Origin of the sequence: Methylobacterium sp. UNC300MFChir4.1 (assembly GCF_900110155.1) — a bacterium.
Lineage (GTDB): Bacteria > Pseudomonadota > Alphaproteobacteria > Rhizobiales > Beijerinckiaceae > Methylobacterium.
The window spans coordinates 12,335-29,415 of the sequence record NZ_FOCS01000021.1; the positions used below are offsets into that span (position 1 = coordinate 12,335).

Here is a 17,081-nt window from a genome sequence, read left to right on the forward strand (position 1 = left end):
TGCGCGTCTTCGAGCAATGAAAATAAATATTACTGCAGTCGAGGCATCGCTCGTGAAGCGTCTGCCGCGCCGATGTCATTCCTCCACCGTCGCGTGGGCGGCGAGGAAATCGACGAAGCTTCGGATGCGCAGCGCCAAGCGCGCGTGGCCGACATAGAGGACGTGGACGTCCTCGGCATCGCCGGGGTTGAACGCCTCCAGCACCGGCACGAGCCGACCGGCCGCGAGATCGGCCGCCACATGGAACCGGGCGAGGCGGGCGATCCCGGCGCCGCCGAGCGCCATCAGGCGCACCACCTCGCCGGAATTGCCGTAGAAATTCCCCTGGATCGGCCGCTGGTTGAGACCGGCTCCGACGCGGAACGGCCAGGTATCGAGGGAGCGGCGGAAGCTGAAGTTGAGGCACTTGTGCGCCGCGAGGTCGTCGGGATGCTCCGGGACACCTTCCCGCGCGAGATAGGCGGGGGCGGCGACCACGATCATCCGGCTGCGCCCGAGGCGTCGGGCCCGCAGGCGGGTGTCGCGGAGTGGGCCGATCCGGATCGCGACGTCCGCCTGCGTGGCGGGCAGGTCGATCACCTCGTCGGTCAGGGCGAGATCCAGGCTCATCCGCGGGTGCTGCGCGAGAAAGCGCGGCAGGACCGGCAGGACGACGTGGGTCCCGTACGGGACCGAGGCGTTCACCCGGAGCCGCCCGCTCGGCTCGGCGGCGGTCTGGGTGAGGCCCCGCTCCATCGCGTCGAGTTCCGCCATCAGCTCGGCGGCCCGCTCGCGGTAGGCCTCGCCTTCCGGGGTCAGGGTCAGGGATCGGGTCGTGCGCCGGAGCAGCGCGACCCCGAGGCGCGCCTCGAGGCGGGCGACGGCCCGGCTCACGGCGGAGGGGGTTTGCCGCAGGGCCTTGGCGGCCGCCGCGAAGCTGCCGCACCGCGTCGCCTGGAGGAACGCCTCCATGTCCCCGAGCCGGTTGTCCATCGCGCCGCCACTCGTGCATTGAAGTCACGATCATCGTGCCGCGATGCCTGCTACTCAGCAATCCGGCGGCCGTCCATCTCCTCGGGACCGACACGGCAACGAGGACGAACCGTCATGGATCTGCAGCTCACGGGACGAAGCGCCCTGGTCACCGGCTCGACCGCCGGGATCGGTCTCGCCGTGGCCAAACGGCTGGCCGCGGAGGGCGCGGAGGTCATCATCGCGGGGCGCCAGCAGGCCAAGCTCGACGCGGCCGCGGCCGCGGTCGCCGCCGCGGGCCGCGCGCGCGCGATCCTGGCCGATCCCGCCACGGCCGAGGGCGCTGCCGCGCTCGTGCGCGCGGCCCCCGCGGTCGACATCCTCGTCAACAATCTCGGGATCTACGAGGCCAAGGCCTTCCCGGACATCGCCGACGACGACTGGCACCGCCTGTTCGCGGTCAACGTCGTGTCGGGGGCCCGGCTCGCGCAGGCCTATCTCCCGGGGATGCAGGCGCGCGGCTGGGGGCGCGTCCTGTTCGTCTCGAGCGAGTCCGGGATCGTGCCGCCGCCCGACATGATCCACTACGCCGTGACCAAATCGGCCCAGCTGACGATCGCCCGCGGACTCGCGCAGCTCACCAAGGGCAGCGGCGTCACCGTGAACACGGTGCTGCCCGGGCCCACGCGCTCCGACGGGATCGGCGATTTCCTGAAGAGTGTCGCCTCCGATCCCGACCTGTCGCCCGAGGCGATGGAGGCGGAGTTCTTCCGGCTCCATCGGCCGCTGTCGCTGATCCAGCGCCTGATCGAGCCGGACGAGGTCGCCGCCATGATCGCCTACCTGGCGAGTCCCCTCGCCGCCGCGACCAACGGCGCCGCGCTCCGGGTCGAGGGCGGGATCGTGCCGACCGTCGCCTGACCGCCGAGGCCCGCGACGCGGAGACGGGCGCGCGGCGCGGGCCGGATACCGGCGCGGGGAGCGGCCGGCGCGAAGGGCGGGCGATCGATTCCCGACCTCTCCCCGGCCTCTCCCCGACCTATCCCCGGCCGGTCCGCGGCTCTTCCCCGGCCAACCGTCCCGGCCCGATCGCGTTCCGGTCGAGCCTGAGCAGGAGCGTCACCGGGAGGAGACCGATCATCACGATGAGCACGGCGGCGACGGCGCCGTCCTCGTACGTGCCGCGCGCCGCCTCGCCGTAGAGATGCGTGCTCAACGTCTCGACGTTGAGGGGACGCAGGAGCAGCGTCACCGGCAGTTCCTTGGCGATGTCGACGAAGGCGAGGAGGCCGCCGCTCAGCACCGCGGGCCAGGCCAGCGGCAGCTGCACGGTGACCAGCGTGGCGAGCCGACCCCGCCCGAGCACCCGCGCGGCGTCGGGGATGGTGCGCGGGATCCGCGCGAAGCCGGCCTCGCTGGCGCCCACCGTGACGGTCAGGAAGCGCAGGGCGTAGGCGATGACGAGGGCGGCGCCGGTCCCGAGCCCCACCCGTGCGGTCGTCAGGCCGGCCTCGAACAACCCGGCCTCGACCAGCGCCAGAGGACCCAGGAGCCCGACCGCCAGCACGGTCCCGGGCATGGCGTAGCCGATCCCGGCCGCGCCGATGAGCAGGCGCCCGGCCCGGGCGCTCAGCAGGGAGGGAACGGCCGCCACCGCCAGGCCCGCCAGCACCGTCACCGCCGTGGCGAGGCCCGCGTAGTAGACCGTGTTGAGGGCCTGGGCGGCGAGCGCGTCGGGCAAGCCGCTCGCGTCGATCCGGCGCCACGCCTCGAGGCCGAGAGAGCCCGCCGGCACCAGGAATCCGATCGCGACGGGGGCCGTGCCCAGGGCCAGGGCCGCCCCGGCCCGCCAGCCGTCCAGCCGGCGGCGCGCGCCGGCCGTGTGGCGGCGGGCGCCGCCGGCATAGCCGCGGCCGGCCCGCGCGAGCCGTTCGAGGCCGACGACCGCGACCACCGCGGCCAGCATCACCAGCGCGATCTGCGCGGCGCCGGGCAGGTCCGAGCGGTTCACCCAGGTGGCGTAGACCTGCACCGTCAGCGTGCGCACCCCCAGGAACTCGGCCGCGCCGACATCGTTGAGCGCCTCCATCAGGGCGAGGCCGGTGCCGAGGGCGATCGCCGGCCGCGCGAGCGGCAGGGCGATTCGCAGGAAGCTGCGCCACGGCCCGGCCCCGAGCGTGCGCGCGGCTTCCAGCAACGAGCCGGCCTGCATCAGGAACAGCGCGCGGGTCGGCAGATAGACGTAAGGGTAGAGCACGAAGCCGAGCAGCAGGCTGCAGCCCGGCAGCGAGCGCAGGTCCGGCAAAGCGAGATCGCGCGGGCTCGACAGGCCGAGCAGGCCCCGCAGCCCGACCTGGAACGGCCCGAGCGGGTGCAGCAGGTCGAGATAGGCGTAGGCGACCACGTAGGTCGGCATCGCCAGCGGCAGCAGCAGGGCGGCCTCGAGGAGGCGCCGACCGGGGAAGTCGAACGCCGCGACCAGCCACGCCGTCGCGGTCCCGAGCCCGATCACCAGGAGGCCGACGCCCGCGAGCAGCAGGGCGGTGTCGCGGATCGCTTGCGGCAGCACGTAGGCGGCGAGGTGCGGCCACAGCTCGCCGCCGCCCTCGGACGCCGTGAAGCCCAGGGAGATCACGGGCGCGAGCAGCAGCGCCGCCAGGGCGACCGCCCCCGCCCAGCCCAGAGAGCGGGTCACCGACATCCGGCCCGGCTCGAACTCAGTTGTCGAAGCCGACCTTGTCGACGAGCAGGCTCGCCGCCTTGCGGTTGCGGGCGATCTCGACGAGCGGCGTCGGATCGACGCTCAGCGGACCGAGTTCCGCGAGCAGCGGCTCGATCGGGGCGCCGGCCTTCACCGGATACTCGTAGTCGACCTTGGCGTAGAGCGCCTGCGCGGCGTCGGAGACGAGGTACTCGAGGAGCTTGACCGCCTGGTCGCGGTTCGGCGCGTTCTTGGCGACGACCGCCCCCGACACGTTCACGTGCGTGCCCCCGCCCTCGAAGGTCGGCAGCACGACCTTGATGGCCGCGCCCCATTTCTGCTGGTCCGCCCCGCCGCGACCCGAGCGCATCAGTCCGACATAGTAGGAATTGCCGAGGCCCACCTCGCAGAGGTCGGCCGCGATGTCGCGGGCCACGTCCCGGTCGCCGCCCGTCGCCTTGCGGGCGAGGTTGTCCTTCACGCCCCGCAGCCACGCCTCCGTCTTCTCCGCGCCGTGGCGGACGAGGAAGGCGGCGATCAGGGCGGTGTTGTAGGGATGCTGGCCCGAGCGCAGGCACACCTTGCCCTTCCAGCGCGGGTCGGCGAGCGATTCGTAGGTCGCGGCCGCGAGATCGTTCAGGCCCGTGTCGGCGTAGAGCACGCGCGCGCGCATCGAGAGGGCGAACCAGCGCCCGTCGGCGCCGCGCAGGGGCGCCGGCACGGCCGCTTCGAGCACGGGCGAGCGCACCGGCTGGGTCAGGTCGCGGTCGACGAGTTCGATCAGGTTGCCGATATCGACCGTCATGAGGACGTCGGCGGATGAGCGCGCGCCCTCCGCGGCGACCCGCTCGGCCAGCCCCTTCTCCACGAAGACCGTGTTCACGGTGACGCCGCTCTGCGCCGTGTAGGCGTCGAGCAGCGGCCGGATCAGGCCCGGCTCGCGGGTGGTGTAGAGGTTGACCTCGGCCGCGTAGGCAGGTCCGCCGAAGCAGAGAGACAGGCACAGGCTCGCCCAGGCTCCGGTTCTGCAGACGTTCAACATGATAAACCCCGTTCGTCGAGCGACGAGCTGGTGCTATACAGTAAGAATGCGCCCTGCAAGGCGGATTTATTTAGATATATTCTAATTACAATCTGACAACACTTGGACTCCGTCCGACAGCGGGAAGACGTGGGCGCGCCCGGGCAGCAGCTCGATGCCGACCTGCTCGCCCGGGACGGCCTCCGGCGGGAGGTCGAGGCGCAGCGGCGCGCCGAGGCCCGCGACCGCGATGTCCAGGCGCAGACGCGGCCCCGCGAAGGCCCGGCCCAGGATCCTGGCCGGCACGCCGGCGCCCGCCGGCCCGAGGCGGATCGCCTCCGGGCGCAGGCAGACCTTGACCGCGCCCTCCAGCACGGCGTCGGGCCGGGGCAGCGTGCCGAGGGGTGTCGCGACGTGGCCGTCGACGGCGCGGCCCGGAATCTCGATGATCTCGCCGAGCGCCCGGGCGGCGAACGGCGTCGCCGGCGCGGCGTACAGCGCCTCGGCGCTGCCGCTCTGGACGATCCGACCCCGGTGCATCAGGACGATGCGGTCCGCGCAGGCGACCGCCTCGGCCGCGTCGTGCGTGACGAGGATCGCGCCGATGCCGTCCCGCCGCAGGACCGCCAGGGTGTCGGCGCGGACACGCTCGCGGGTGCCGGCATCGAGGTTCGAGAACGGCTCGTCGAGGAGCAGCACCCGCGGACGCGGGGCCAGGGCCCTGGCGAGCGCCACCCGCTGCGCCTCTCCGCCCGACAGCGTGCCCGGATAGCTGTCGGCGCGGTGTGCCAGCCCGACCTGATCGAGGCGCTCGCGGGCGATGTCCCGCGCGTCCGCGCCGCGGAGATGGGCGAGGCCGAAGCGGACATTGGCCAGCACGGTGAGGTGGGGAAACAGCGCGTAGTCCTGGAACATCAGGCCCACGCCGCGGCTCGCGGGCGGCGCGTTGCGGCCGCGCCCGGCGACGCGGCGATCGCCGAAGGCGATCTCGCCCGCGTCCGGCGCGTCCAGGCCGGCGATGAGCCGCAGCAGCGTGCTCTTCCCGCAGCCGGAGGCGCCGAGCACCGCCAGGATCTCGCCCGGACCGAGCGTCAGCGACACGTTGTCCAGCGCCAGCGTCCGGCCGTAGCGTCGGCTCACGCCCGACACCGCGAGTTGCCCCGCGGCGGGACCTGAACCGGCGCCGGGCGACGCGTCGGTCGGAGAAGTCTTGCGGCGTCGAAACACGGGCAGGAGATCCGGCGGGCGACGGGCCCTCGATCGAGAACGGGTGGAGTCACCGTTCTCATCCGGCCCTCCGGCACGGCGCGGCCCGCCGGGCGGTGCGGCTCCAGGGTGTCGTTGGTTGGGCCGCCCCGGTACCTGACGCCCGGCTGTCTCGGCCCCGGTCTCCGGCGCCGCGGGGCCGGGGGCGTAAGAAGGCTTGCCGCTGGGTCGTGCCCGGAAGTCCTGCCCGCGAGACTTGCCGCGGGGGCGTGTCCTCCCGGCTGCGCGACCACACCGTATCGGTCGGCTCAGCACGCGACACGGCGGACGGTGCACGGCGCAATCGGTCATCGGCGCGCCGGGAGCCGCTCTTGCTGAAGGACAGCGTTGTCCGGTCGATCGCGGCTCGGTGCCGACAGGTCAGGCGCGCGGAGATCCCGCGTTCTGCATTCATCAAATCAATCGAATTTGAAAGGTCATGGCAGCACTATTGAATTGGTTCGATGCCATACTCCTCGCGTGCGGTGGGGGACATCATGCGCGCGTGGCTGGTGGCAGGTGTGGCGTTCTCTACACTTGTGGGTAGCATCGACACCGTCGAGGGACGCGGGCGTCTGTTCTTCGGGCGGTCGTCGACGGCGCAGCGACCCGCGTTGCCTCCGTCTGTCGCCGCGACCGACACGGCCCCGAGCGGCCGTGCCGGCTACCGTCCCACCATCGCGATCGCGCCGGCCCCCATCGCTGCGGCCGTTCCTGCGGCGGCCGCGGCAGCGGTGGCGAACACCCCGGCCGAAGCGCGCGAGCCGGAGCTTCGGCCACAGCCCACCCTCCTCCGCCCGCCGCCCGAAACGCCGCGTGTCCAAGCGGTGCGCGCCGTCGCCCCGAGTTGCGAGACCGGGAGGCGCGTCGGCGGCGTCGACAGGGCGGAAGCCGGCTTCTGCCTGATCAACTAGGTGTTTGATCCCGCCGGTCGATCCCTCAGCGGACAGGCTCCCGGTCTGGCCGGGGATTACTGCGCGCGTCCCGGCCCGTCTCTCAAGCCGAGCCGCAGAGCCCGCGCGAACAGGTCGCTGAGCGTGATCCAGTCAGCACCGTCGATCCGCCAGCGCGCGCAGTCGTCATCCGGCTCGACCGTGTACCCGCGGCACCGAAGCACGGCGACCGCGTCGAGCACCGGGTCATCCCCTTCGCCCAGGCGGGCATCCTCTCGGTCATGGGCGTGGGTCAAGGCTGACGCTCATCACATCCGCGAGTTGAAAGAGGAGGTCGCCCACGACACCGATCGGCAGCAGGACGCAGAACTCACTGTCGTCGGGCGACCGCAATCGGATCGCCAGTGTGCCGCCGCCGTCGATGACCTCGACCGAGCGCACCGCCGCAGCACCCAGCACGTAGGGGACCGCGCTGTCCGAGACCGTCATCCTCGGAGGCCGATCACGCGATTTCCATCTCGAGCGCGACGTCGGCCAGATAGGCCGCGATGCGCGCGCTCGCCCGGGTGTCCGACGCTTCGATGATGAGGCCGGCGCCGCCGGGCGGGCCGTCATAGCGCCGGAGAACGGATTCGGCCTTGAGCGCCGCCTCGCGCTCCGAGGTCGCGCGCAGGACGCGCCGATCGCCCTCGATGCGGATCAGGATGCGGAAGGGAGCGCGCTTCATGCTGGGACCGCCTCGGCCATCTGACCCGCGCCGTCGCGGCTCGATGGGTCAGTTACGGCGAGGCTGGCAAAACCGTTCCGCGACGGAGCGGGGGGAGAGTGAGGGGGACGTCGACCGCTTCGTGGAAGCCCGAGTGACGTTCAGGACGCCCGAGATCGGTCGGTATCTCGAACGGCATCCGTTTCACGCAGCCCTGACATTGGTCAGAAGCCGAACAGGGACGCGGTATGGGCGCAGGCGACTAACCTCTGAGGCACGTGCTCATGAACGCCTTGCGCTCGGCGCCCTTGAGGCTCTTGGCCGAGGCATCCGCATTGCAGCTCTTCATCTTCATCTGCTGCGGCGTCAGCTCCTTGGCCGGCGCGGCGCTCTTTCCCGCGAGGCAATCTGCCATGAAGCTCTTGCGGGCGGCGCCCGACAGCCGTTGCGTCCCAGCATCCACGTTGCAGGATTTCATCCGATCCCGCTGCGCGGTCTGAGCCGCCGAGGGTGCGGGGGCCTGCGCTCGGACGGACACCGTGCAGGCGAAGACGAGGGCCGAGGCGAGAGCGAGCGTACGCACGGTGGAGGACCTCCGGTGATGCGGAGAACCCTAGCGACCTGCGGTTGTACGAGCCAGCGTCAGTGCCGCGTCTGTCCCATCAATTCGCGGCGATGTCTCGCCACCGCCGTCGTCGAATGGTCACGAGGCTATGCCTTCGTTCGCCGAGCCCGATGTCTCCAGAGGTCCTGGTGCGCTCTGTCATCTGCGCCCTCGCTGGCATCACGCTCGTTCTCGTCGCGCCGGTCGGCCGTGCCTTGGCCGAACCGGCCGCGGATCCGCTGGCGACGGCCGCGCGGGTCGCCGCGGAGGGCCTCGCCATCGGTTCACCCTCCGGCGCAGGCGGCGATCCGCAGACCTCGGTCGCTCAGCCCGTGTTCTCGGCCGGTCGCGCGGCGGAGGTCACGACCTCGTTCCAGCCCCTCCTCGGGGCCGCCGGCGATCCCGGCGGGTACCGCGCCTTCCTGGAGAGCCGCGGGATCACCTTCGGCCTGATCAGTGTGGCCGAGACCTACCGCAACCTGCGCGGCGGCCTGCGGCGGGGTTCCACGGGCCTGACGCTGCTCGATCTCGACGTCGATGTCGATCTCGACACGCTCGCCGGGTGGAAGGGGGCGACGGCCCACGCCACCGTCTACCAGATCCAGGGCAGCGGAGCCTCCCGCAGCCGCGTCGGCAACCTCATGACGATCAGCGAGATCGAGGCCCTGCCGGCTTCGCGGCTCTCGGAGCTGTGGCTGGAGCAGAGCCTGTTCGACGACAGGCTGTCCGTCCGTATCGGCCAGCTCTCCGCCGACACCGAGTACATGGTGAGCCAGACCAGCATCCTGTTCACCAACGGTACCTTCGGCTGGCCGGAGATCTTCGCCGCGAACATGGTGGACGGAGGGCCGGCCTATCCGCTCTCGGCGCCGACCGTCCGCCTGAAGTACGTCCCGACGCCCGATCTCTCGTTCCAGGCGAGCGTGATCGACGGCACACCCGGCGGCGGCCGTCCCCGCTCGGGCGTAGACCCGCAGCGCCGCAATCCGAACGGTATCCGCTTCCCCGTCTCCGACCCCCCGCTCGTCATCGCCGAGGTCGCCTACGCCTACAACACCCGTCCGGGTTCCGAAGGCCGGCCGGGCACCGTCACGCTGGGCGGCTGGCATCGCTTCGGCCGCGTCGATGCCCTCACGCCGGATCCGGTGAGTGGCCTCGATCGGAGGGTTTCGGGCAATTCGGGCCTCTACGGGCTCATCGACCAGACGATCTACCAGGAGCCGGACGATCCCAACGACGGCGCCAGCGTCTTCCTGCGTGCGTCCGTCTCGCCGGGGGACCGCAATCTGGTGGATCTCTACATCGACGGCGGCATCGCCTATCGCGGCCTGATCCCCGGACGGTCGGACGACACGCTGGGCCTCGCCGTCGGCATCACCCGCATCTCCCCGGCGGCACGCCGGCTCGATGCGATCGCCGCGCTCCAGAGCACGACACCCGCACCGCGCCGGAGCGCCGAGATCTTGCTCGAGGCGACCTATCAGGCCGTGCTCGCGCCGGGCATCGCCCTGCAGCCGACCGTGCAGTACGTCGCCCATCCGGGTGGCGGGATCGCCAATCCGCGCGATCTTGACGGCAAGCGGGTGCGCGGCGCCGCGGTGTTCGGCCTGCGTGCCATCACCCGCTACTGAGGTGAACGCGGCCCGCTTGCGTGCCCCCGCGCGCGCCGAGCGCGTTGCGGTCTCGGGAGGAGCGCGGCGGTTCGGCGCGAGCTCACGTCCGCGGGTGCGGGACGTCGCGCGCGGGAAGCCGCCTGTGTGGCCGCGGTATCGGAACGCCCCGTCGGCTGACGGGTTTGTGAGCCGGCAGAAGGGGTCAGGTGAAGGTAGCGGTATGGCATCGATCCGGGAGATCGCGGACACGCTGAGGAGGATCGCCGCGCCGGGCATGAAGCCGAAGGCGATCCGTTCCGCCATCCGTGAGCGGCATCCGGAGGCGAGCAAGAAGGAGATCGTCCGCGCCGCGTTCTACGCCGTGACAGAAGCGCCGACCGCTACCGAGGGCGCGACCGCGGAGCTTCACGACTTCGCGCTGGCTGAGCGCATCGCCGAGGACAACGCGGACGTGGTCTTGAAAGCGAGCAAGCGCAAGAGGAAGTAGCGCTCGTCGGACGCATCGGACCGATCGCCGGCGCACTGAGCAGGGCGCGCATCGTCCGGTCGCTGCACGCTGGAGATCCGCTTCCGGGACACGTGCCGATACGCTCTGACGGCAGGGTCGGGTCGGTGGGAGGCCGTCCGCCTTTGCAGCGGTCGCGCTCCACGGCGGCCATTCCGCTCTCGGCCAACATCCGCCATCGCGCGACGCCCGCCTGAACGTCTCAGACGGATGGCTTCCGGCTGGTCCGCCTTCGAGCGACATGGGTTCGAGGCAGACGTCGTTGTCATCTCCTCTCTCGCTGTCTGCGCGCGGGCCACCCTGCAAGGTGTCCCCCGACGAACGCGTCGTGCGCCCGAGGATGACGCGTCCAGACCGGCGGGACGGCCTACTTCAGGAGGCCGTTCGCCAAGCACCGGAAGGCCTCGGTGGCCCTGGCGAGGACGGCCGGCGGATCGTCGGACGCGGCGACCCAGAGCGCGGCGTTGAGCGCCGCGCCGTTGATCAGGCGCGCCGCGGCCTCGGCATCGACAGGCTTGACCGTCCCGGCCTCCACGAGGGCCTGGATCGTCTCGGTCGTCGTGCGCAGGCAGGCGGTCTGGCCCGGCCACCGCGACGGATCGCCCAGCACTGCCGGTCCGTCGAGGAGCACGATGCGCTGGATCTCCGGCTCGAGGGCCAACTCGATGTAGGCGACGCCCTCGTCGAGGAAGCCGAGCCAGGGCGTTGGCGCCCTCTCGCGCGCGACCCGCGCCTGAGCGACCATCTCGGCGTCGAGCTGCGCGATGACGGCCTGAAGCAGGCCCTTCTTGTCGCCGAAGTTGTGATAGAGCGCGCCACGCGTCAGGCCGGCCGCTTCCGTCAGCTCATCCATCGACGCCGCTGCGTAGCCCTTCTCGGCAAAGGCTGCACGCGCCGCGCGGATCAGCCGCGCGCGGGTTTCCTCCATCTTCAGCGCGCGCCGTCCCGATGCCACAGGATGCCTCGATCCTTCGCGTATGCCCGCATGTGTTGACATACGCCGCGTATGTCTTGATATTTCTACATACGCGGCGTATGTGAATGGTGCCGCGAGGTCGATGGAAGCCGTCGGCACCCTTCGCAGAGGACACGCGATATGTCGAAGCGCGATGCAGTCTTTCCGCCCGGACGGCAAGCCCTCTACGACAGGCACCGCTACTCGGCCGCGATCCGGTCCGGCGACCTGCTTTTCGTCTCCGGCCAAGTCGGCAGCCGCGAGGATGGCTCGCCTGAACCGGATTTCGGTGCGCAGGTTCGCCGTGCCTTCGACAGGCTGAACGCCGTTCTCGCGGCGGCCGGCTGCAGTTTCGACGACGTGGTGGACGTGACAACCTTCCACACCGACCCTGAAACGCAGTTCGACACAGTGATGGCGGTACGCGACGTAATGATCGGCGAACCGCCCTATCCGAACTGGACTGCCGTCGGCGTGACCTGGCTCGCGGGATTCGACTTCGAGATCAAGGTCATCGCCCGTCTTCCTACCCCGGTCTGAGTCGGCGTTCGGCTCGGACGATGCCGGGAAGAGTCGCCAAGCCGCTTGTTCCTCCACGGTCCCGATACCGGCATCATCGTCGATGAGACAGATTTAGACGATCGCTCCTGACCCTGTACGAACTTTGAACTTGGATCACCGCGTGGGGCCCATCACCCGGCGAGGAGCCCCGCCGATTGGACCACCACAACCGCGAGCATGCAGACCGCCGCCGCGGCCGCCGCGTACGACACGATTTTCGTGAATCCCTTCATGGATCTCCTCCTGACAAATCGGATCTTCGGGCGTCGACAGAGATCGCGGCGCGCGACCCCGCTCCGGGAAGGCAAGACGGCCCGGATCGCCGCGTCACACACCGTATCGGGGTGTCACGTCGTCAACGCTCCTCGGTGGCGAGCGTAAACAACGACAGGAAGATTCGGTTCACCTCGGATGCGCGCGTCCTGTCCTCGAGCGACAACTTGCCGCCCGCGACGCGGCACGTCCTGGAACTTCGCAGGCGATAGGTGAGCGGGACGCGCGGCCCGCGCAGGGGCGCACGGGGCGTCCATGACCGGCCCGGTGCCGACGCCCGTCGCGCGAGCGGCCCGAAGGCGCCCTCCCCTCCCCTCCCGGTCCCGCTCCGTAGCGCTCCGATGTGTCGGGCGGTCACCGACCGCGTCGTCGCGGGCCGCGACCGGATGCCCGACCGTCTCTGGGCCACGCGGACCTTGCCGGTCAGCGACGCCACTGGCCGACGCGTCGCCGCACCACCATCCTGATCCTGCGGTGCGCGGCTCGCATCTGGGTCGTCCCTGCCGATCGGTTCACGCCGCCTCACGGGCGCGCGGGTTACGGTCCGCCGCTGGAAGCGCGTCGGCGAGGTCCCGAGCAGGCCGGGTCGCCACCCTTCGTGCGGCTGATCGCACGCCTCGCGTCTCTGTCCAGTGGCGTCCGAGCGCGCCCGAGACGCGTCGCCGGTCAGTGGCTCCCCAACGCGCTGGTGCCGGGCCTGCCGACGCGACCGCTTACAAAAATCAGCGCCCCCGGTCCGCTCCTGAGAAAACTCAGCGCGGCCCAAGCGGTGTCCGACGGCGCGGGACTTACAAAAATCAGCGCAGGTGGACGCGCCTGCCGCGGTTTGGAAGGTCGCCAAGCGCCCTCACCCGTCACCGACGGCGTGCGCCACGCTGACTTTTGCCAGCGGACGGTCGGGGAGCGCTGATTTTTCGCACTCGCGCCGCCGCGACCGGCGCCAACGGCGGTCGCAGCCGTGCCGGGACGCCGTCGCGGCTCGACCGCCGGGCGGCCGCGGGTCGCCGACGCTGAGTTTTGTAAAGAATCCCGGTCGGGGCGCTGAGATTTGGAAACCCGATGATTGCGCCCGGTCGGCGACTCGCGACTGATAGGCTCCAAATTGCCCTGTGCTCGGCACGAGGAGAGCGAGACCGGCATGAACGCGGCAGAGACCCGCCAGCTGAGCCTGTGGGAGCAGAGCCTGCTGCGCCCCGAGGCCGGAGCCGACCGGCCGACGACCGGGCTCGGCCCCGCGCTCGACGGCCGCATGGATGTGTCGTTCCTCCACAAGGGCTTCTGCATCGCCGGCCTGCCGCTGCGCCGCCCCAAGAACACGATGGAGCCGTGGAACCGGCGCGACGGTCGCTTCTCGCTGACCGTCGAGCCGGCCCGGTTCGTCCTGCCCAACGGGCGCCAGATCGAGGTGGGCGTCCCGTTCGGACCCAAGGCGCGCCTCCTCTCCATGTGGCTGGCCACGGAGGCCCGCGATCCGCGCCGGAGCGCCGGCGACCGCTGGATGGAGATGGGGCGGATCACCGAGTGGTTGAAGGCCGTCGGCTTGCCGGTCACGGGCGGCGAGCGGGGCTCGATCGGGCCGACCAAGGACCAGCTCGTCCGGCTGAGCTTCCCCATCTTCACGATGGTCCTGAACGGCGACGAGGGCGGCCACGTGTTCAAGCGCGAGAGCCTGATCGAGGGGGGCGCGTTCAAGGATGACGACCTCGAGGTCTGGGCCGCCGGGGGACACAGCGCCATGCGCTGGCCGGAAGCGCTGATGCTCAGCCAGAACGCCTACGACCGCTTCACGCGGCACTCGATCCCGGTGCCGACCGCCAGGCTGCGCCAGGTCGCCCACAACGCCATGGCGATCGATATCCTCGTGTACCTCTGCTACCGGCTGCCGCTGCTGTCGCGCGGGGAGAGCGAACTGCTGACCTGGCGCGATCTGATGGCGCAGTTCGGCTCCTCGGAATTCGCCTCCCGCTTCAAGCAGGCCTTCTCGGAATCGATCAAGCGCACCCTCGACGCGTACCCGGAAGCCAACGTCGCGATGACGGCCGAGGGTCTGGTGCTGCGGCACTCGGACCCGGCGGAGCTGCGGCGCGCCTTCGTCGCCGTCGCGGGGGGCCCGACCCGTCGCGCCCGCGCCGCGCCGCGGGCGCGCAAGGCCGCGCGGGTCCCGGATCAGACGGGCCCCTGCGAGAGCGCGGACCTGCTGACGCCGGCCGGTGCCGCGCGCGCCTGACGGCGGCCCACCCCCACCCCTCTAGACGGAGCAACCCGGCAAAAGAAAAGGCCCCCGAGACGTTCGCCCCGGAAGCCCTCTCTGTCGTCTGGACAACCTCAGAGAATCACTCCCGGACATCGCTGTCAACCACGCGACGCGGCCATCGCCTCGGCGGGCGCTGCTCTCTTGCCTCATCGCGGGCGAGGACCATGCTTCCCGGACACGAACCCACGACGCCCTTCGGGCGGCGACCGCTCTCGCTCGGCATGATGGCCGCGCAGGCGGCGGCCAAGGCCTGCCCCGACGACGCGGTCGGGCACAAATGGCGCATCTTCCGCGACGTGACCGAGGCGAAGGATCACCTCGCCGTCTCGGACCGCGCCCTCGCGGTGCTGAGCGCGCTGCTCACGTTCCATCCCGAGACGGCGCTGTCGCCCGGCTCGCCGCTCGTGGTCTTCCCGTCGAACCGCGAATTGTCGCTGCGGTCGCACGGCCCGTCCCCGGCGACGCTGCGGCGCGCGCTGGCCCAGCTCGTCGCGGCCGGCCTAGTGATCCGGCGGGACAGCCCGAACGGCAAGCGCTACGCGCGCCGCGACGGCGCCGGCGCGATCGCGCGCGCCTTCGGGTTCGACCTGACGCCGCTCGTGGCGCGCGCGGGGGAATTCGCCGCGCTCGCCCGGGCGGTGCGGGCGGCCGCGCGCCGGCGCCTGCTCCTGCGCGAGGAGATCGCCCTGCACCGCCGCGACCTGTCGAAGATCCTCGCCCTGGCCGCCGAATCCGGATGGCCCGGGCCCTGGGCGGCGCTCGCGGACCGGTTCGCGGCCTGCGGCGGCATGCCGGGTCGGACCGCCGGCGAGCCCCACCTGTACGCCGCCGCCGAGCCGCTGCGCGCGCTGCGCCGGGAGGTGGACAAGTGGCTGCCAAGTTTGGCGAATGCGACGGAAATGGTCGGCACTGCGTCTCACGGTGAGCGCCACCATCAGAATTCAGATCCAGATCCTGCTGACGATTCTGAACGGTGCCCCCGGCGAGGCCCGGCCGGAGCCGCGCGATCCGACGTCGCTCCCGCGCCCGGCCAGCCGCGTCCCCTCCCCGCGCCGGTCCCCTCTTCCCTCCCCTCGCCCCTGCCTCTGCCGATGGTGCTCGAGGCCTGTCCCGACGTCGTGCTCTACGCCCGCGACGGCATCCGGAGCTGGTCCGATCTGGCCGGCGCGGCGGAGGTCGTTCGTCCGGCGCTGGGAATCGGCCCGGACGTCTGGGAGGCGGCCCTGGCCGCGATGGGGCGGGACCACGCGCTGGCGGCGCTGTCGGCGATCCTCCAGCGCGCCGAGTCGATCGGCGCGCCCGGCGCCTATCTCCGCGACCTGACGCGGAAGGCCCGCTCCGGCCGGTTCTCGGCCTGGCCGATGCTCTTCGCCCTGTGGCGCCAGCGCCGTCGAGCGTCATCCGACGGCCCAAGCGGTCCCCTCCGCGTCGCGGAAGTTGACCGCGGTCAACACGCTCGCCCGCTCGGAGGCGGGGCGGCGCGAGCGTCAACATTCTGTTAAGGTTGACTGTGATCTTGTCACGGTGCGGCGGCGTTTGCGGCCGCGAAAACCGTGACAGGAGTTCGGAACCGTGGCCAGCCCCGCGGCGCTCGCCGCCCTACCCTCTTCGGGGTCAACCTCCATGGCGATGCACGATCTGATCGCCGGCGACGCGCAGGCGCTGTCGGCCAAACTGCAGTCGCACCGGCAGCGGCTTTTCCCGCCCGAGGCGCGCAAGCAGCTGCGGCGATTCTCGTCCGGCGAGGCCGCCAAGCTGATCGGGGTCGACGACGGCTACCTGCGGCGCCTCTCGCTCGACGGCAAGGGACCCGCCCCCGAGATCGGGCCGTCCGGGCGGCGATCCTACTCGAGCGCCGACATCCAGGCGCTGCGCGGCATGCTGGACGAGGGGGCCAAGACCGGCCGGCGGTACCGGAAGGAGCGGCGGGCCGAGGAGCATCTCCAGATCATCGCGGTGGTGAACTTCAAGGGCGGCTCGGGCAAGACCACCACGGCGGCCCATCTCGCGCAGCACATGGCGCTGCAGGGCTACCGCGTCCTCGCCGTCGACCTCGATCCGCAGGCGAGCCTGTCGGCCCTGCACGGGATCCAGCCCGAATTCGACGTGCGGGACAACGAGACCCTCTACGCCGCGATCCGGTACGACGCGGCGCGCCGTCCCCTGACCGACGTCATCCAGAAGACCTACTTTCCGGGCCTCGACCTCGTGCCGGGCAATCTCGAGCTGATGGAGTTCGAGCACGAGACACCGCGCGCCCTCCTCCAGCGGAGCAGCGACGGCGATTCGCTGTTCTTCACGCGCTTCGCCCAGGCCCTGGCGCCGGTCGCCGACCGCTACGACGTGGTCGTGGTCGATTGCCCGCCGCAACTCGGCTACCTGACGCTCTCGGCCCTGTGCGCGGCGACCAGCGTGCTCGTCACCGTGCATCCGCAGATGCTCGACGTGATGTCGATGTGCCAGTTCCTGCTGATGACCTCCGAGATGCTCGGGGTCGTCGCCAAGGCCGGCGGCGACATGAACTACGACTGGATGCGCTACCTCGTCACGCGCTACGAGCCGACCGACGGCCCGCAGACCCAGATGGTCGCGTTCATGCGGACCCTGTTCGGGGAGCGCGTGCTCACCAACGCGATGCTGAAGAGCACGGCGGTCTCGGATGCCGGCATCACCAAGCAGACCCTGTTCGAGGTCAGTCGCGACCAGTTCACGCGGGCGACCTACGACCGCGCGATGGAGAGCCTGGACGCGGTCAACGGTGAGATCGAGGCGCTGATCCGCACGGCATGGGGACGCTGA

Annotated in this window: 17 protein-coding genes; 8 read left to right on the plus strand and 9 right to left on the minus strand. The window is 71.2% G+C overall.

All coding sequences use genetic code 11. The features are described 5' to 3' along the window. Window positions 1-75 precede the first annotated feature (75 nt). Window positions 76-972: a LysR family transcriptional regulator gene (locus tag BMY19_RS23315; RefSeq protein WP_100253103.1), complete on the minus strand. Its 897-nt coding sequence runs from the start codon at window positions 970-972 to the stop codon at window positions 76-78. Between the two features lie 114 nt (window positions 973-1,086). Here BMY19_RS23315 and BMY19_RS23320 point away from each other — a divergent pair, with 114 nt between their 5' ends. Then, window positions 1,087-1,872 carry an SDR family NAD(P)-dependent oxidoreductase gene (locus BMY19_RS23320; RefSeq protein ID WP_020095932.1) on the plus strand — a complete coding sequence of 262 codons (786 nt, stop codon included), beginning with the start codon at window positions 1,087-1,089 and terminating at the stop codon, window positions 1,870-1,872. 118 nt (window positions 1,873-1,990) lie between these two features. On the opposite strand, the gene BMY19_RS23325 is transcribed toward BMY19_RS23320, so the two are convergent. The 3 genes from BMY19_RS23325 to BMY19_RS23335 all read right to left on the minus strand — a co-directional run bounded on the left by BMY19_RS23325 (window position 1,991) and on the right by BMY19_RS23335 (window position 5,822). Continuing rightward, window positions 1,991-3,652, minus strand: a complete 1,662-nt coding sequence (locus tag BMY19_RS23325; protein WP_091682162.1) for an ABC transporter permease — start codon at window positions 3,650-3,652, stop codon at window positions 1,991-1,993. Between the two features lie 16 nt (window positions 3,653-3,668). Further along, entirely contained in the window at window positions 3,669-4,694 is a 1,026-nt protein-coding gene (locus BMY19_RS23330) for an extracellular solute-binding protein (protein WP_100253104.1), read from the minus strand. An 81-nt stretch (window positions 4,695-4,775) separates the two neighbouring features. After that, the gene (locus BMY19_RS23335) at window positions 4,776-5,822 is read right to left on the minus strand and encodes an ABC transporter ATP-binding protein (protein ID WP_100253105.1); all 1,047 of its coding nucleotides are present in this window, start codon (window positions 5,820-5,822) and stop codon (window positions 4,776-4,778) included. 593 nt (window positions 5,823-6,415) lie between these two features. Here BMY19_RS23335 and BMY19_RS23340 point away from each other — a divergent pair. After that, the gene (locus tag BMY19_RS23340; protein WP_139215686.1) at window positions 6,416-6,832 is read left to right on the plus strand and encodes a hypothetical protein; all 417 of its coding nucleotides are present in this window, start codon (window positions 6,416-6,418) and stop codon (window positions 6,830-6,832) included. Window positions 6,833-6,888: 56 nt separating this feature from the next. Here the strand turns inward: BMY19_RS23340 and BMY19_RS23345 are convergent, their stop codons facing one another. The 4 genes from BMY19_RS23345 to BMY19_RS23360 form a co-directional block, all read right to left on the minus strand. Next, window positions 6,889-7,107: a hypothetical protein gene (locus BMY19_RS23345; RefSeq protein ID WP_100253107.1), complete on the minus strand. Its 219-nt coding sequence runs from the start codon at window positions 7,105-7,107 to the stop codon at window positions 6,889-6,891. Beyond that, window positions 7,091-7,300: a hypothetical protein gene (locus tag BMY19_RS23350; protein WP_020095938.1), complete on the minus strand. Its 210-nt coding sequence runs from the start codon at window positions 7,298-7,300 to the stop codon at window positions 7,091-7,093. The genes BMY19_RS23345 and BMY19_RS23350 overlap by 17 nt, the downstream gene beginning before the upstream one ends. 13 nt (window positions 7,301-7,313) lie before the next feature. Further along, window positions 7,314-7,538: a hypothetical protein gene (locus BMY19_RS23355; RefSeq protein WP_091981226.1), complete on the minus strand. Its 225-nt coding sequence runs from the start codon at window positions 7,536-7,538 to the stop codon at window positions 7,314-7,316. Window positions 7,539-7,779: 241 nt separating this feature from the next. Beyond that, complete coding sequence (locus BMY19_RS23360; RefSeq protein ID WP_026605361.1) at window positions 7,780-8,100, minus strand: PsiF family protein; 321 nt, start codon at window positions 8,098-8,100, stop codon at window positions 7,780-7,782. Between the two features lie 170 nt (window positions 8,101-8,270). On the opposite strand from BMY19_RS23360, the gene BMY19_RS23365 reads away from it, so the two are divergent. Beyond that, window positions 8,271-9,752 carry a carbohydrate porin gene (locus BMY19_RS23365; RefSeq protein ID WP_348529861.1) on the plus strand — a complete coding sequence of 494 codons (1,482 nt, stop codon included), beginning with the start codon at window positions 8,271-8,273 and terminating at the stop codon, window positions 9,750-9,752. Between the two features lie 202 nt (window positions 9,753-9,954). Next, window positions 9,955-10,221 (plus strand): hypothetical protein, encoded by a 267-nt coding sequence (locus BMY19_RS23370; RefSeq protein ID WP_100253109.1) that lies wholly within the window; start codon window positions 9,955-9,957, stop codon window positions 10,219-10,221. Window positions 10,222-10,606: 385 nt separating this feature from the next. On the opposite strand, the gene BMY19_RS23375 is transcribed toward BMY19_RS23370, so the two are convergent. Next, window positions 10,607-11,167, minus strand: a complete 561-nt coding sequence (locus BMY19_RS23375; RefSeq protein ID WP_210186930.1) for a TetR/AcrR family transcriptional regulator — start codon at window positions 11,165-11,167, stop codon at window positions 10,607-10,609. 168 nt (window positions 11,168-11,335) lie between these two features. On the opposite strand from BMY19_RS23375, the gene BMY19_RS23380 reads away from it, so the two are divergent. The 4 genes from BMY19_RS23380 to repA all read left to right on the plus strand — a co-directional run bounded on the left by BMY19_RS23380 (window position 11,336) and on the right by repA (window position 17,081). Further along, window positions 11,336-11,734 (plus strand): RidA family protein, encoded by a 399-nt coding sequence (locus BMY19_RS23380; protein WP_100253111.1) that lies wholly within the window; start codon window positions 11,336-11,338, stop codon window positions 11,732-11,734. A 1,432-nt stretch (window positions 11,735-13,166) separates the two neighbouring features. Then, a complete protein-coding gene (locus BMY19_RS23385) occupies window positions 13,167-14,255 on the plus strand; it encodes a replication protein RepA (RefSeq protein WP_100253112.1) in 1,089 nt (362 codons plus the stop codon). Window positions 14,256-14,446: 191 nt separating this feature from the next. Continuing rightward, window positions 14,447-15,784 carry a plasmid replication protein RepC gene (gene repC / locus BMY19_RS23390; RefSeq protein WP_100253113.1) on the plus strand — a complete coding sequence of 446 codons (1,338 nt, stop codon included), beginning with the start codon at window positions 14,447-14,449 and terminating at the stop codon, window positions 15,782-15,784. Between the two features lie 121 nt (window positions 15,785-15,905). Beyond that, a complete protein-coding gene (repA, locus tag BMY19_RS23395) occupies window positions 15,906-17,081 on the plus strand; it encodes a plasmid partitioning protein RepA (RefSeq protein ID WP_020096188.1) in 1,176 nt (391 codons plus the stop codon).

Excerpts from the sequence above, each read along its gene's own strand:
- BMY19_RS23315 (WP_100253103.1), bottom strand. The coding sequence starts at position 972 with ATGGACAACCGGCTCGGGGACATGGAGGCGTTCCTCCAGGCGACGCGG.
- BMY19_RS23320 (WP_020095932.1), top strand. The coding sequence starts at position 1,087 with ATGGATCTGCAGCTCACGGGACGAAGCGCCCTGGTCACCGGCTCGACC.
- BMY19_RS23325 (WP_091682162.1), bottom strand. The coding sequence starts at position 3,652 with ATGTCGGTGACCCGCTCTCTGGGCTGGGCGGGGGCGGTCGCCCTGGCG.
- BMY19_RS23330 (WP_100253104.1), bottom strand. The coding sequence starts at position 4,694 with ATGTTGAACGTCTGCAGAACCGGAGCCTGGGCGAGCCTGTGCCTGTCT.
- BMY19_RS23340 (WP_139215686.1), top strand. The coding sequence starts at position 6,416 with ATGCGCGCGTGGCTGGTGGCAGGTGTGGCGTTCTCTACACTTGTGGGT.
- BMY19_RS23350 (WP_020095938.1), bottom strand. The coding sequence starts at position 7,300 with ATGACGGTCTCGGACAGCGCGGTCCCCTACGTGCTGGGTGCTGCGGCG.
- BMY19_RS23355 (WP_091981226.1), bottom strand. The coding sequence starts at position 7,538 with ATGAAGCGCGCTCCCTTCCGCATCCTGATCCGCATCGAGGGCGATCGG.
- BMY19_RS23370 (WP_100253109.1), top strand. The coding sequence starts at position 9,955 with ATGGCATCGATCCGGGAGATCGCGGACACGCTGAGGAGGATCGCCGCG.
- BMY19_RS23375 (WP_210186930.1), bottom strand. The coding sequence starts at position 11,167 with ATGGAGGAAACCCGCGCGCGGCTGATCCGCGCGGCGCGTGCAGCCTTT.
- BMY19_RS23380 (WP_100253111.1), top strand. The coding sequence starts at position 11,336 with ATGTCGAAGCGCGATGCAGTCTTTCCGCCCGGACGGCAAGCCCTCTAC.
- BMY19_RS23385 (WP_100253112.1), top strand. The coding sequence starts at position 13,167 with ATGAACGCGGCAGAGACCCGCCAGCTGAGCCTGTGGGAGCAGAGCCTG.
- repC (WP_100253113.1), top strand. The coding sequence starts at position 14,447 with ATGCTTCCCGGACACGAACCCACGACGCCCTTCGGGCGGCGACCGCTC.
- repA (WP_020096188.1), top strand. The coding sequence starts at position 15,906 with ATGGCGATGCACGATCTGATCGCCGGCGACGCGCAGGCGCTGTCGGCC.